This window comes from Rhizobium sp. AN73, from assembly GCF_030757975.1.
GTDB classification, from domain to species: Bacteria; Pseudomonadota; Alphaproteobacteria; order Rhizobiales; family Rhizobiaceae; genus Agrobacterium; species Agrobacterium arsenijevicii.
This window is the reverse complement of sequence record NZ_JARWME010000001.1, coordinates 1,186,976-1,201,802: the sequence shown is the minus strand read 5'-3', so window position 1 is coordinate 1,201,802 and position 14,827 is coordinate 1,186,976. Positions and strand designations below refer to the sequence as shown.

The window sequence follows — 14,827 nt, the reverse complement described above, 5'->3', positions numbered from 1 at the left end:
TCAAAAGACCTGACCGGCTGCCATGACCAGATGCTCCACGACCGGACCGAGCGCCAGGGCCGGCAGGAAGGTAAGGCCACCGACGATAAGGATCGTGCCGACGAGCAGACCAACGAACAGCGGACCATCCGTGGGAAAGGTGCCCGCCGATGCCGGAACGGTCTTCTTGGCAACCAGCGAACCGGCAATTGCCAGTGCGGGGATGATCACCAGAAAGCGTCCCATCAACATGCCGAAACCAAGCGTGATGTTGTACCAGGTCGTATTGCCCGTGAGACCGCCGAAGCCAGAACCGTTATTGGCGGCAGCCGACGTGTAGGCATAGAGGATCTCGGAGAACCCGTGCGGGCCCGCCGTGCCGATCGACGCGACAGCCGAGGGCAGGATGGTGGCTGTGGCGGTGAAGGCAAGCATGGCGAGCGGCAGGCAGAGAATGGCCAGAACCGCCATTTTCATTTCCTTGGCCTCGATCTTCTTACCTAGATATTCCGGTGTGCGCCCAACCATCAGTCCCGCCACGAAAATGGCGATGATGATGAACAGGAGAATACCGTAGAAACCTGCACCGACGCCGCCGACGATCACCTCACCCAGCTGCATGTTGATGAGCGGCACAAGGCCGCCGAGCGCCGTGAAGCTGCCATGCATGGCGTTGACCGCACCGCAGGATGCGGCGGTGGTGATGACCGCAAAGAGCGACGAAAGCGCCACGCCGAAGCGAGCTTCCTTGCCTTCCATGTTGCCGCCGGCCAGGCCGAAGCTATGCATGATCGGGTTTCCGGCCGCTTCCGCCCAATAGGTGATGGCAACGCCGGCGATGAACAGAACGCCCATGGCAGCGAGGATCGCCCAGCCCTGACGAGCATTGCCGACCATGCGGCCAAAAACGTTGGTGAAGGCCGCGCCGATCGCGAAGATCGACACCATCTGGATCATGTTGGAAATGGCATCAGGGTTTTCGAACGGATGCGCCGAATTGGCATTAAAGAAGCCGCCGCCATTGGTGCCGAGCATCTTGATCGCCAGCTGTGACGCAACGGGGCCGACGGCGATCGTCTGCCGCGCACCTTCGAGCGTCTGGGCACCGACATAAGCGCCAAGCGTCTGCGGCACGCCGAGCCATACGTAAACCAGGGTCAGCACGATGCAGGCGGGCAGCAGGATGTAGAGCGTCGAGCGCACCATATCCACCCAGAAATTGCCGATGGCCTTGCCAGACGCGCGCGCGAAAGCGCGGATAAGGCCGATGGCGATCGCCATGCCGGTCGCGGCGGAAACGAAATTCTGCACGGTGAAACCGGCCATCTGGGTCAGATAGGACATGGTGCTTTCGCCGCCATAATTCTGCCAGTTGGTATTGGTGACGAAGCTGACTGCCGTGTTGAACGACAGTTCAGGTCCAACTGCTGCCATTCCTTCCGGATTATATGGCAGCACGCCCTGGAAGCGCATCAGCGCATAAAGCAGGGCAAAGCCGAAGAGGTTGAAGAGGAGCATGGAAACCGCATAGGTCGTCCAGTGCTGTTCCTCGCGCTCGCTCGTCCCGGCAAGGGCGTAAAGGCCACGCTCGACGGGGGCAAGAACCGGCGAAAGCAGGGTGCGTTCGCCACTATAAACACGCGCCATATAGAAGCCGAGCGGCTTCACCAGCGCGACAACGATCCCGCAGAAAAGCAGAACCTGAAACCATCCATTGAGGGTCATGGTATTGAACTTTCAATAAAGCATCGGACCGAAAAATGTCATGCGGTTTTCGGAAAATCCGATGCTCGAACGGCCGCTTCCCGATCAGAAGCGTTCGGGGCGAATGAGAGCATATGTGAGATAGGCGGCGACAAAGACGGTCACGGCACCGCTCAGAACATAATCGAATATCATCTCGACCTCCGCCTAAAGCCGGTCGCAGGCGCGCGTATAGACAAAGCAGAGCGCAAAGAACAACGTCGCCGCGCCGATCAGAATAATGTCCATCATCGATGGGACTCCTTTTTTCACCGAGGAGCCGGACAGGAAGAAAAGCGCCGTCATGTGGGACGTCGCTTTTCATTCTTTCTGGCTGAGAAGGGAACACCATCGCTTCTCACATGGGAGAATGCGCCCAAACCGCATAAAGGTTCGAGACGGCCGCAGATGGAATAAAATAGGAATCCCATAGGAATTCTGGTGCCCGCCAGCGCGGGCACCGTTGCCGCTACTTAGGAGAGCGGGCTGTCCTTGAAAGCGGAAATGATCTTTTCCGCAGGAGTTTTACCGGCAAGCAATGCGGCCAGCAGGATGCGCGCCTGACCCGGACGAAGCGTGGACGAATGGATGGCACCGGCTGCGACGAGATCGTGACCGCCGCCACCGCCGCCGTAACTCGCCACCAGCAGGCCTTCCGGCACCCGGCTGGAAACAACAACGGGCACGCCGCGCTCGGCACAGCGCTTCACGGCCGCCGCGATGCCCGGATTGGCATTGCCGGAACCAAGTGCGGCAAGCACGATGCCGCCGGCACCCGCCTGCAGGCTCGCATCGATATGGGTGGCATCGCAGCCGGGATGAATGGCAACGATATCGACCCGCATAGCGGTGACGGGAGCGGCGAAGTTCAGCCCGCCACCATGCGCCACAGGTCGCGCGGAACGGAAGGCATCCGCAGCATCCGCGCTGCGCTTATAAAGCCCCCATGCCGGCAGACAGCGGCCACCAAAGGATAGGAGCACGCCGCGTTCGACACTCTTCCGATCGAGCGCGGTTTCTATGGCCTGTGCCAGATTGGCCGGCCCGTCCGCATCCGGATGGTCGGCGGTAAACTGTGCGCCGGTGAAGACAACCGGCTTGCTGATGACGTGCTGCAGATGCACGAGCAGCGAGGATTCCTCCATCGCGTCGGTTCCATGCAGAATGACAACGCCCGCCACGGCGGGATCATTCAGCTCGACGCCAACCGCATCGCTGATGCGCTGCATGTCGGCCAAGGTCAGGCTGGAAGAGTCCTTCGCCATCAGATCAACCGGCTTCAGCCGTGCACTGATCTGCGGAACCAGTGCCAGCAGGTCCTCGCCTGAAAGGCTGGGCGTGCTGGCGCCATCGGCGCCACGCCTGCTGGCAATGGTGCCACCGGTGGCGATGACCGCCACCAATGGAGCTTCACCCTGCCCGCTCAATGCGATGCTCCCGCGCCTGCCGCACGCTCACCGGCCAGACGATGGATACGGTCACGCAGCAGATACCAGCCGATTACCAGCGCCGGGATGATGACCAGCAGCGATGCGATCGTCCACGAGCCGATAGGATAGTCAAAAGCCATCAGCACCAGCACACCGAACAGGAAAATGAGCGTGAGGATGCCGGTGTAAGGCGCGCCGAACATGCGGAAATCCGGACGCACCAACTCGCCGCGCTGGGAAAGCTGCCAGAGCTTCAACTGGCAGAGCACGATAACGGCCCATGCGCAGATGATGCCGAGCGCCGAGAGGTTGAGCGCAATTTCGAAGGCGGCGGCAGGTACCACGGCGTTCAGTGCCACACCGAGAACGGTCACGACCGCTGTCACCGCGATGCCGCCATAGGGCACGCCAGCCTTGTTCATCTTCGCAAGCGCTGCCGGAGCCGATCCGGAAACCGCCATCGAATGGAGAATACGACCGGTGGAATAAAGTCCGGCATTGAGCGAGGACAGCACGGCGGTCAGAACGACGAGGTTCATGATCACATCCGCGCCCTGCACGCCGATGGAACCGAAGAAGGTTACGAACGGGCTCTCACCCGCCTTGTAGGCGGTGTAAGGCAGAAGCAGCGTGAACAGCAGCACCGAGCCGACATAGAACACCACGAGACGCAGGACCACGGCGCGGATGGCGCGGGGCATCACCTTGCGCGGGTCTTCGGTTTCGCCAGCCGCCGTACCGATCAGCTCGATCGAGGCATAAGCGAACACCACGCCCTGAATGATGACGAAGGCCGGAAGAATACCGTTCGGGAAGAAGCCGCCATTGTCGGTGATGATGCTGAAGCCGGTAACATGGCCTTCGATGGGCGTGCCGAAGATGACGAAATAAACACCGACGACAAGGAAAATGGCAAGCGCCAGCACCTTGATCAGGCTGAACCAGAATTCCAGTTCGCCGAACACCTTCACCGACAGCATGTTCATCGCCAGCACCACCAGAAGTGCTGTCATCGCAAATACCCACTGGTCGATACCGGCCAGCCACGGAACATATTGCTTGAAGAAATTCATGTAGAGCGCAACAGCGGTCACGTCTGCCACCGACGTCATCGCCCAGTTCAGCCAGTACATCCAGCCGGCGGCGAAGGCCATTTTCTCGCCGTAGAACTCGCGGGCATACGAAACGAAGGAACCGGAACTCGGGCGGTGCATGATAAGTTCGCCGAGCGCGCGCAGCACGAGAAACGCGAAGAAGCCGCAAAGCGCATAAACGAAAACCAGTGCGGGGCCTGCCTGCGCCAGCCGACCACCAGCGCCGAGGAACAGCCCGGTTCCGATCGCGCCGCCGATAGCGATCATCTGGATCTGGCGCGGTTTGAGAGCCTTATGGTAGCCGAGGTCTTCCTCGGCAAAAACCTCTCGTTCGGCGGGCACCTTTTTCACGGATTGCATCGATATTTCTCCTCCCGATGAATTTGCTTTGCAGCCGGCATTACGCCGGAAATCAGAATGGGAACTGGCACAGTCCGCGCTGGGAATATGGCCAGCATGCTCATGCACGCTGTAAAGCTGCATGACAGATTTTTGTCCTCATAATTGCAGATACTGCCATTCGTCAAGGGGATCCGATCATTATTGACCTTCGCAGGACGAGGGACTAAGGTCGAAAAATCTGTAAGACAGCTTTACAGATTTAGATAACGCTTTGAGCCATTGGAGGAAAAAGTGGGCGTGACGCGCAGGGAGCATGATTTGCTCGGAACCAAGGAAATTCCGGCAGATGTTTATTGGGGCGTGCACACGGCGCGCGCGGTGGAAAACTTTCAGATCACGGGCGTGACCATCGGCCACAACCCCTATCTCATCAGGGGATTGGCCTATGTGAAGGAAGCAGCCGCGCTCGCAAATCACGAATTGGGACTGCTCGACAGCGAGCGGATGGAAGCAATTGCCAAGGCCTGCCGCGAAATCCGTGCCGGCGCGCTTCACGATCAGTTCGTGGTCGATGAAATTCAGGGCGGAGCCGGTACCTCCACCAACATGAATGCCAACGAGGTCATCGCCAACCGGGCGCTTGAACTGCTTGGCCACGCCAAGGGCGATTATGCCCACCTTCACCCGAACGATCACGTCAATCTCAGCCAGTCGACCAACGACGCCTATCCGACCGCGATCAATGTCGGGACGATTGAGGCGATCGACGATCTCGCGGCCTCCATGGGCGTGCTGAAAGACGCCTTCGACCGCAAGGCACAGGAATTTTCCGGCTTCATCAAGCTGGGGCGCACGCAGTTGCAGGATGCCGTGCCGATGACACTCGGTCAGGAATTCCGCACTTTCGTGGTGATGCTCGGCGAAGATCAGGCCCGCCTCATCGAATCCGCCGCACTGCTGCATGAGATCAATCTCGGTGCCACCGCCATCGGCACCGGGCTCAATGCACCGCGCGGTTATGCGGCTCTGGCGTGCCAGCATCTGGCCAAGCTGACCGGTCGACCGCTGGTGACGGCGGCTGACTTGATCGAAGCGACGCAGGATCCGGGCGCATTCGTTCACCTCTCCGGCGTGTTGAAACGCGTCGCCGTCAAATTGTCGAAGACCTGCAACGACCTTCGCCTGCTCTCTTCGGGCCCGCGCGCGGGCATCGGCGAAATCACCCTGCCCTCCGTTCAGGCGGGTTCTAGCATCATGCCGGGCAAGATCAATCCGGTCATTCCCGAAGTGGTCAATCAGGTGGCCTATGCGGTGATCGGCAACGATATCACCATCACCATGGCCGCCGAGGCAGGACAGCTTCAGCTAAACGCTTTTGAGCCGATCATCGTGCGCGCCCTTTCCCAGAGCATCAGCCAGCTCAGTGCCGCCTGCCGGACACTGGCGGAACGCTGCGTCGACGGCATCGTGGCCAATCCAGCCATCATGGCGCAGCGTGTGGAGGAATCGATCGGTCTCGCAACCGCGCTTAATCCGCTGATTGGTTATTATGCGGCGACAGAGGTTGCGAAAGAGGCGCTCGCCAGCGGCCGCACCGTGCCGCAGGTGGCTCTGGAGCGCGGGTACCTGACAGCCGAGGAACTGCAGCGGGCGCTGAGCCCCCGGCACCTAGCCAACCTGCCCGCTCTTACGGGTGGCGAGGCCGATCCTCTCCAATGATCGTCGTCACCACCTGCTTCACCTGGCCCAGGTGAAGTTCCATCGCCTCGCGCGCCTCTGGCGCAGAACCCCGCCGGATTGCTTCAACGATCCGGCGGTGCTCGACATTCGATGCGACACGGCGGCCTGCCATCAGGTTCACCATTTCGGACTGCTGGGATAAGGCTTCACGGGCATCGGCCACGACCTTGGCAAACAGCCCGTTGGCCGAAGCTTCCGCAATCGCGCAATGGAATTGCCCGTCCAGCAACACCCAGGGGTGCGGCCTCTCTTCGGCTTCCATCCGGTCACATAGTTCCAGCAGAATCTCCAGTTGGGCGTCGGTGCGCCGCAGCGCCGCCCAGCCGGCAGCCGGCACCTCGATGAAGGGGCGGGCCTCGGTCAGATCGCGGGCGGAATAGGCGCCGTAACTCAGTTCGGAAGGCGGCGTCACCGTCATGACGTAGGTGCCGCTTCCCGTGCGGGTCTGCGTTAACCCCAGAGTCTGGAGAGAGCGCAGCGCCTCGCGGACGATCGGCCGGCTGACGCCATATCGTTCCGCCAGATGGGTTTCGGACGGCAGCCGGGTTCCAACCGCAAGCTGCCCTGAGGTAATGGCGGAGCGGATATCCTCGAACACCACTTCCGCGGCATTCTTGCGATTGATCGGCTTTGCATCCGCAAGCCAATCCGAAAACCCGCCCATATTGCAACCCTCCGGCACCTGTGACCTGTCCTTACCATGGGAGAAGCAGCCGTTTGCAGAATGGCGCTGCTCCCACAGCTAAGCCGATCTTCCTAACACTATCCGCACCGGGGGAACAACGATGGCGGGCATATTTACGGAATTTAGGCGGAAAGCCCTCTATGCCTGCGCCACACCCTCGCGATTGCAAGGGTGTGGCTGTTTATCGGATATCACGCCTTGATTTCCTGTCCTTCCGGCTTGTCATCTTCGCGCGGAATGCGGAACCACGCGACATAGAGCGCCGGCAGGAAAAGCAGCGTGAGCGCCGTGCCGACCACAATGCCGCCCATCATCGCATAGGCCATCGGCCCCCAGAAAATCTCCCGCGATATGGGGATGAGAGCAAGTGTGGCCGCCGCAGCCGTCAGCATGATCGGCCGCATGCGGTGCTCGGTTGCCTCGACAACGGCGCGCCATGCCGAGACCCCCTCGCTTCTCAGATGTTCGATCTGGACGACGAGAATGACCGAGTTGCGGATCAGAATACCGATCAGCGCCAGCACGCCGAGAATGGCGACGAAGCCCATCGGCGCATTGGAGAGCAGCAGCGCCACCACCACGCCGATAAGAGCGGTAGGCGCCACGGCGAAGACGAGAAACAGCCTGCTAAAGCTTTGCAGCTGCAGCATCAGAATGGTCGCCATCGCAAACAGCATCAGCGGCACCACGGCAACGATCGGCGCTTGCGAATCCGCGCTGGATTCCACCGAACCCCCCGTTTCCAGCTTGTAGCCGACGGGAAGCGTTTTCTGGAACGCCTCTATCTTCGGCTTCAATTCCTCCACGATCGTGGCGGGCTGCGTCGGGCCGATAATGGCAGCCTTGACCGTGATCGTCGGAATTCTGTCACGGCGCCAGATGGTCGGTTGTTCCAGCTCGTAACGGAAATTGGCGATAGCCGAGAGCGGCACGGCCTTGCCGTTGGTCGCCGGCAATTGCAGGTTCTGCAATGTTTCGATGGAGCCACGCTCCGCCATCTGCGCCCGCGCCACCACATTGACGAGATAGATGTCATCCCTGACCTGCGTCACCGTGGAACCCTCGACAATGCTGTTCATGGCATTGGCGATATCTTCCGACGAGACGCCGAGCTGGCGGGCCTTGTCCTGCAGCACGTCCACCTTGACCACACGCGTCGGCTCGTTCCAGTCCATGACCATGTTGGACAGCAGCTGATGTTCGCCGACGATGCCCGACAATTGTTGCCCAAGCTCACGAACCTTCTGGATATCAGGACCGCTTAGGCGATATTGCACCGGTTTCCCGACCGGCGGGCCGATATCGAGCAACTTCACGAAGGCGTCAGTGCCGGTAAATGTGCGGTTCAGATAATCCTGCAACTCGGCGCGGACCTTGTCACGCACATCCAGCCCCTTGGTGACGATGACCGTCTGGCCGAAGGTGACGTCAGGTGTCTGTACGTCGAAGGAGAGGATGAAACGCGGCGCGCCTTCACCGACATAGGTAGTCCAATGGTCGATATCCGCGTTCTTCGCCAGCGCTTCCTGCTCGAACTGTGCCATCTGCCGGTTGGTTTCGGCAATCGAGCTGTTCTGCGGCAGGTTCCAGTCAACGATCAGTTCCACGCGGTCTGAGGCCGGGAAGAATTGCTGCTGCACAAGGCTCATGCCGCCGACGGAAAGGCCGAACAGCGCAATCGTGAGAATGATCGTGACCCAGCGCCAGCGCAGCGCCCTGCCCAGAAGCCAGGAGAAGGCGGAGGCAAAACGGCCCTTCTTCTCGTGGTGCGATTTCATCACCTTCGGCAATATCGCGACACCAAGCAGCGGCGTGAACACAACTGCGACGATCCACGACACGATCAGCGAAACGGCGATCACCACGAACAGGGTGAATGTGAATTCGCCTGCCGCGCTGTTGTTGAGGCCGACGGGAATGAAGCCGGCGACGGTGACCAGCGTACCGGTCAGCATCGGGAAAGCTGTCGAAGTATAAACATAGGTCGCCGCTTTTCTGAGATCGTCGCCGACCTCAAGGCGCGCGACCATCATCTCGACGGCGATCATCGCATCGTCGACGAGAAGCCCGAGCGCGATAATGAGGGCGCCCAAGGAGATGCGTTGCAGCGAAATGCCGGTATATTCCATGTAAACGAAGGTGATCGCCAGCACGAGCGGGATCGAGACGGCAACCACCATGCCCGCCCGCAGCCCGAGGCTGATGAAGCTGATGACGAGCACGATGGCAATCGCCTCGAACAGGGCCGAAGTGAAACCGGAGACCGCCTCATCGACCACGGCCGGCTGATCGGATACCCGGTGCACATCGACGCCAACAGGCAAATCCGCCACGATGCGTTTTATCTGCGCATCCAGCTCCTCGCCGAAATGCACGAGGTTCGCACCGGTTTTCATGCCTATGGCAAGGCCGATGGCCGGTTGCCCGTTGAAGCGGAACAGCGAGGACGGCGGATCGACATAACCGCGCCGGATCGTCGCCACTTCCGTCAGTGGGAAGAACCGGTTGTTGACGCGCAGGTTGATGGCCCGCAGGCTGTCTTCCGAGGTGAACTGGCCGCTGACGCGCAGCGCCACGCGCTCCGGCCCGGCATTGACGAAACCGGATTGGGTGACGGCGTTCTGGGATTGCAGCGTCTTGATGATCGATTGCTGATCGATACCGAGCGCTGCGATCTGCCGCGTGGAAAACTCCAGATAGATCGCCTCGTCCTGCGCGCCGATGACATCGACCTTGCCGATATTGTCGACGGTCAGAACCTTCGCGCGTGCATCTTCCACCAGATCGCGCAATTGCCGCTGGCTGAGACCATCGCTGGTGAAGGCGTAGATATTGCCATAGACATCGCCGAAACGGTCGTTGAAGAACGGGCCCACGACGCCCGAGGGAAACTCACCCTTGATGTCCCCGATCATGTTGCGCACCCGCACCCATGTCGGCTCTACATTCTTCGCCTTGGTTTCCGGCACGAGTTCAACGAAAATCGTCGTCCGGCCAGCCACCGTCTGGCTGCGCAGATGATCGAGGCTGTCGAGTTCCTCGAGCTTCTTCTCGATCCTGTCCGTCACCTGCCGGGCCACTTCTTCCGCCGAGGCGCCGGGCCATTGGGCGCTGATCACCATCGTCTTGATGGTGAAATTCGGATCTTCCTCACGCCCGAGGTTGAGGTAGGAGAAAACGCCGGCAAGAACGAAGACCAGCATGAAATACCAGACGAGCGAACGGTGCTCGAGCGCCCAGTCGGAGAGATTGAATTTCTTCACAGACGGACCTCCTGATCGATCCTGATGGCTTGTCCATCCCTAAGCTTGTGGACGCCGGCGCTGGCGACACGTTCGCCGGGCTTGACGCCGCCGGTGATGCGCACGCTGCCGCCTTCAACGGGTTCGCCCTCCAGTGTGACCGGACGCAAAGTCACCGTGGCGGTGTCGGTATTGACGATCCAGACACCCCATCCACTATCGGTTTTCAGCAGGGCTGAGGAAGGAAGCTCGATCTGCGGTTCGGATGCGGCAAGTGCCGAGGCCGTGACGACGGATCCGAGCCGGAATGCCGGCGGCGCATCCTGCAGGCTGATTTTCGTGCGGCGCGTGCGCGTCGCCGTTTCTGCTTCCGGTGCGATCTCACGCACCACGCCGGTCGTGTGTATTTTCGGATCGAGCTGCAAGGCGATCTCGAAGGTCGATCCGATCTCCAGCCTCTGCGCCGCAAATTGCGGAACGTCGATCACCACATCGCGCACTTCCGGGCGGGCGATGGTTACAACCGTCTGGCCAGCCGAGACGACCTGACCGATTTCGCCTGACGTTGCGGTTACCACGCCGTCGAATTCCGCATGCAGCTGCGTATAACCCAGCTGCTCTTCGGCCTTGTCCAGATTTGCACGGGCTTTGGCGACGGCGGCATTCGCAGTTCGTGTGGCCTGTTCGGCCTCTTCAAGTGCTGCTTCCGTGCCGCTGCGCGCCTCCGCCAGCACGCGCTGGCGCTGCTCGGTCGTCACCGCATTCGCCAATTGCGCTTCGGCATTGGAGAGGTCCGATTGCGCACTCTTCACCGAAAGTTCGAGCGCGAGCGGATCGATCGACGCCACCACATCACCTTTCTTGACCAGATCGGCCACATCGACGTTGCGGGCAATGATCCGGCCAAGAACACGAAAACCGAGATCGGTCTGAATGCGCGACTCCACCGTGCCGGTCAGCCGCAACGCATCGGCGGGCTTCTCTTCCACAACGACGGAAAGAACCGGGCGCGGCGCTTCAGCCGGGGCTTCCTGCTTTTCCTGACAGGACGAGAGTGCGACCACCGGAATCAGCAGAAACAAGCTTCTGTTTATCTTGAACATTATTGTGCCTGCCCCTTTTCATAGGCGACCTTTTCACCGGTGCGGAGAAATTTGGTCCCGCTGGTCACGACGAGATCGCCGGGAAGAAGCCCTCCCGCGACGACGAATTGACCCGTCTCGTAATCGGCGACCTCGACCCTGCGCATGGCGATTTCCGAGGATTGCGGATCGACCACCCAGACGGCAGGAAGGCCGTTCTGCGACGCCATTGCCGACCAGGGAAGCTCGATCGCATCGACCTGTTTGAAGCGGAAATGGCCTGAGACCGGCGCGCCGAGCGGCATGGTCAGATCACCGTTGAGGCCAACCTTGACCCTGATCGTTCCATTGTCCGGATCGATCGTCGGGGAAACCTCCCGCACCGGCGCCTCGACGCTGCGGGTGGGGTCCGACAGGAGGCTGACATTGACGAGATTGTCGATGTCGCGCTCGAGGAACAGGGACTCGTAGACATCGAAAACCGCATCACGCGGCCCGTCATGCGCAAGCGTGAAGACGAGCTGGGCCGCCTGCGCCACCTGACCAACCTCGACATTGCGCGCCGTGATCACGCCATCCGCATCTGCCCTGAGCTCGGTATAGGACAGTGCATCGCGCGCCGTATCCAGCTGCGCCTGTGCCGATCTGACCGCCCCTTGCGTGGTGAGCAGGGTTTCCTGCGCCTTGTCGACCGCGGAGCGCGAAGTTACCTGCGTCTTGAAAAGGCTTTGCTGGCGGTCGAATGCCAGCTGCGCCTGCGTCATCTGCGCTTCGGCGGATTGCAGGTTGGCGAGAGCAACGTCGATATCCGCCTTCTGTTCCTCAGGGTCGATGCGGGCGAGCAATTGGCCGGTCTTTACCCCCGCGCCCACATCCACCAGCCGCTCGGTAATCTTGCCGCTGACCCGGAAGGACAGGTCCGTCTGAACCCGCGCCCTCACCTCACCGGTGATGACGCTGCCGCGATCGACCGGCTTTTTCGTCGCCGCGACGACATCGACGGTACGCAGCGGCTTTTCGGCGGGCGGCTCTTCATTGCTGCAGGACGACAAGGCGAAAATGCTGCCGACCGCCACTGCCAAAAGAATGCTTTTCATGGTGACCTCTTGATCTTCGCCCCATCCTATAATATTTGACTGACTGAATAGTCAATGAAATTCTTATGCCACCAATCGGGAACTGTCCGGACGTCAAACCGGGCTCCCCGAATGATCATTCCGACTTTGCCCGGCGCGCGCCTTCGGACGCATCGGGGGATGCTCTGACATACTGAACCACGCACCGCGTCTTGTAAAAATCGATTCCGGTTTTTACGGCGGTGCTGTAGGCAAGCCACCTGTCATTTCCGCCGATTGCGACGGACAAAAGGGCACGCGCCGAAAAATACGCAAGGATCCGGGTTATGGCGAAAGCAAAACTGACACGCGCAGAACAGAAGATACAACGTCCGTTGCAAATTCTCGATGCCGCATTCGAGGAATTCACCAAAAGGGGATTTACGGCGACCCGGGTCGAGGACATTGCCGAGCGAGTAGGGGTGACGAAAGGTACGGTCTACGTCTATTTCGAAACCAAGGAAGCGCTTTTCGAGGCAATGATCGAGCACGTCTCCGCGCCGTTCCAGGAGGAATTCAGGGCCTATGCCCGCACTTCCGACGATCCCGTCGAGGAACTTCGCCTGCTGCTCGAATTCCTGTTCGACGCCTTCGTCGACAACAGAAGAATGCGGGAACTCTTCCGCTTCGTCGTCGCGGAAGGTGCAAAGTTTCCTGATCTCATCGACCGACACCACGATGTGTTGATGGCGCCGGTGCTGGCACACATCGACGCGATCCTAGAGAAAGGCGTGGCGAAGAAAAAGTTTAAAGCCAACCCCACCGAACTCGCCAAGGTCGTCTTGTCACCCATCATCGGGACCTTGGTTTTCAGGCTGATTTTCGACGACCGGCGCACTCTGGACAGGCAGGCGGTTCTGGAGATTCACCTCGAACTGATCATGCGCGGGCTATTGGAATAATTGGCACTCTCTTGCCGAACAGAGCGAGGACCGAGAACTTCTCCGACCCGTTGCCCAAGCCAGCGGCATCGATATTGAAAAACCCCGCGCTGTTTGCCGAGCGCGGGGGAAACCGAACTTAGACGTCCAGCGTGGTCTGATGCTCCCAGGCGGTGAACTGCGAGCAATAGCTGTTCCATTCACCCTGCTTGAGCTTCAGATAGGCCTTCGAGAATTCGACGCCCAGCGCCTGCTGCAATTCCGTATCCTTCTCATATTCGCGTAGCGCATCGAGAAGATTGAGCGGCAGTTTCGGTGCATTCGTCACCTTATGGCCTTCACGATACATGTCGATATCATGATGCGGACCGGGATCGGCCTGCGAGCGGACACCGGAGAGGCCGGCGGCGATGATGATGGCCTGCAGCAGATAGGGGTTCACGGCGCCATCCGGCAGGCGCAGTTCGAAACGCCCCGGCCCCGGCACGCGCACCATGTGGGTGCGGTTATTGCCGGTCCAGGTGACCGTGTTCGGTGCCCAGGTCGCACCAGAAATGGTGCGCGGTGCGTTGATGCGCTTGTAGGAATTGACCGTCGGATTGGTGACGGCCGCAAGAGCGGACGCATGTTTCATGATGCCGCCGAGAAACGTCTTGCCCTTGGCCGACAGGCCAAAAGGCATTGCCTTGTCGGCGAAGGCGTTGACCTTGCCGTCGAGATCCCAGACCGAAATATGGGCATGGCAGCCATTGCCCGTCAGCCCCTTGAAAGGCTTCGGCATGAAGGTGGCGCGCAGCCCATGCTTTTCGGCAACGGATTTGACCATGAACTTGAAGAAGGAATGTTTGTCTGCGGTCTGGAGCGCATCGTCATATTCCCAGTTCATCTCGAACTGGCCGTTCGCATCCTCATGGTCGTTCTGGTAGGGCTTCCAGCCAAGCTCCAGCATATAATCGCAAATCTCGGCGATCACGTCGTAACGGCGCATCACCGCCTGCTGGTCGTAGCACGGCTTTTCCGCCGTATCGTATTCGTCGGAGATTTTGGTGCCATCCGGTGAAATCAGGAAGAACTCCGGTTCCACGCCGGTTTTGACCCGCAGCCCTTCTCCGGCCGCTTCGGCGATGAGTTTTTTCAGAACGACACGCGGCGCCTGCTCCACCGGCTGGTCTTCCATGACACAATCGGCGGCGACCCAGGCGACATCTTTTTTCCAGGGAAGCTGGATGACCGAAGAGGCATCCGGCACGGCGAAAAGATCGGGATGCGCCGGCGTCAGATCGAACCATGTGGCGAAACCGGCAAAACCCGCGCCGTCTTTCTGCATATCGCCGATGGCTTCTGCGGGAACCAGCTTGGCGCGCTGGCCACCGAAGAGATCAGTATAGCTGATCATGAAATATTTGATGCCTTTTTCGGCAGCAAATGTGGAGAGGTCCAGTGTCACGTCATTCCCCTTTTTTTGAATATCAGACACTTCATCGAAAAAGGACG

At 60.0% G+C, this 14,827-nt stretch carries 12 protein-coding genes; 2 read left to right on the top strand and 10 right to left on the bottom strand.

The genetic code is table 11. The features are described 5' to 3' along the window. From kdpA to RBH10_RS05295, 5 genes are all read right to left on the bottom strand, one after another. Window positions 1–1,704, bottom strand: a complete 1,704-nt coding sequence (gene kdpA, locus RBH10_RS05315; RefSeq protein ID WP_281038797.1) for a potassium-transporting ATPase subunit KdpA — start codon at window positions 1,702–1,704, stop codon at window positions 1–3. Between the two features lie 84 nt (window positions 1,705–1,788). After that, complete coding sequence (gene kdpF / locus RBH10_RS05310; RefSeq protein WP_006313429.1) at window positions 1,789–1,878, bottom strand: K(+)-transporting ATPase subunit F; 90 nt, start codon at window positions 1,876–1,878, stop codon at window positions 1,789–1,791. Window positions 1,879–1,890: 12 nt separating this feature from the next. Then, entirely contained in the window at window positions 1,891–2,028 is a 138-nt protein-coding gene (locus RBH10_RS05305) for a hypothetical protein (RefSeq protein ID WP_281038796.1), read from the bottom strand. A 167-nt stretch (window positions 2,029–2,195) separates the two neighbouring features. Beyond that, window positions 2,196–3,149, bottom strand: coding sequence for an asparaginase (locus tag RBH10_RS05300; protein ID WP_281038795.1), 954 nt, complete (start codon window positions 3,147–3,149; stop codon window positions 2,196–2,198). After that, a complete protein-coding gene (locus tag RBH10_RS05295) occupies window positions 3,146–4,606 on the bottom strand; it encodes an amino acid permease (protein WP_045020051.1) in 1,461 nt (486 codons plus the stop codon). The genes RBH10_RS05300 and RBH10_RS05295 overlap by 4 nt, the downstream gene beginning before the upstream one ends. A gap of 273 nt (window positions 4,607–4,879) precedes the next feature. On the opposite strand from RBH10_RS05295, the gene RBH10_RS05290 reads away from it, so the two are divergent. Then, entirely contained in the window at window positions 4,880–6,307 is a 1,428-nt protein-coding gene (locus RBH10_RS05290; protein WP_281038794.1) for an aspartate ammonia-lyase, read from the top strand. On the opposite strand, the gene RBH10_RS05285 is transcribed toward RBH10_RS05290, so the two are convergent. The 4 genes from RBH10_RS05285 to RBH10_RS05270 form a co-directional block, all read right to left on the bottom strand. Continuing rightward, the gene (locus RBH10_RS05285) at window positions 6,276–6,992 is read right to left on the bottom strand and encodes a FadR/GntR family transcriptional regulator (protein WP_281038793.1); all 717 of its coding nucleotides are present in this window, start codon (window positions 6,990–6,992) and stop codon (window positions 6,276–6,278) included. The two genes, RBH10_RS05290 and RBH10_RS05285, sit on opposite strands and share 32 nt — an antisense overlap. Window positions 6,993–7,204: 212 nt before the next feature. Continuing rightward, window positions 7,205–10,276, bottom strand: a complete 3,072-nt coding sequence (locus tag RBH10_RS05280) for an efflux RND transporter permease subunit (protein WP_281038792.1) — start codon at window positions 10,274–10,276, stop codon at window positions 7,205–7,207. Beyond that, a complete protein-coding gene (locus RBH10_RS05275; protein ID WP_281038791.1) occupies window positions 10,273–11,358 on the bottom strand; it encodes an efflux RND transporter periplasmic adaptor subunit in 1,086 nt (361 codons plus the stop codon). Before RBH10_RS05275 ends, RBH10_RS05280 begins: the two co-directional genes overlap by 4 nt. After that, on the bottom strand, window positions 11,358–12,434 hold the full coding sequence (locus RBH10_RS05270; RefSeq protein WP_281038790.1) for an efflux RND transporter periplasmic adaptor subunit: 1,077 nt from the start codon (window positions 12,432–12,434) through the stop codon (window positions 11,358–11,360). Before RBH10_RS05270 ends, RBH10_RS05275 begins: the two co-directional genes overlap by 1 nt. A gap of 305 nt (window positions 12,435–12,739) precedes the next feature. Between RBH10_RS05270 and RBH10_RS05265 the strand changes: the two genes are divergently transcribed. Continuing rightward, window positions 12,740–13,354, top strand: coding sequence for a TetR/AcrR family transcriptional regulator (locus tag RBH10_RS05265; RefSeq protein WP_045020039.1), 615 nt, complete (start codon window positions 12,740–12,742; stop codon window positions 13,352–13,354). Between the two features lie 118 nt (window positions 13,355–13,472). On the opposite strand, the gene glnT is transcribed toward RBH10_RS05265, so the two are convergent. Next, window positions 13,473–14,780 (bottom strand): type III glutamate--ammonia ligase, encoded by a 1,308-nt coding sequence (gene glnT / locus RBH10_RS05260; RefSeq protein ID WP_281038789.1) that lies wholly within the window; start codon window positions 14,778–14,780, stop codon window positions 13,473–13,475. Between the last annotated feature and the right edge of the window lie 47 nt (window positions 14,781–14,827).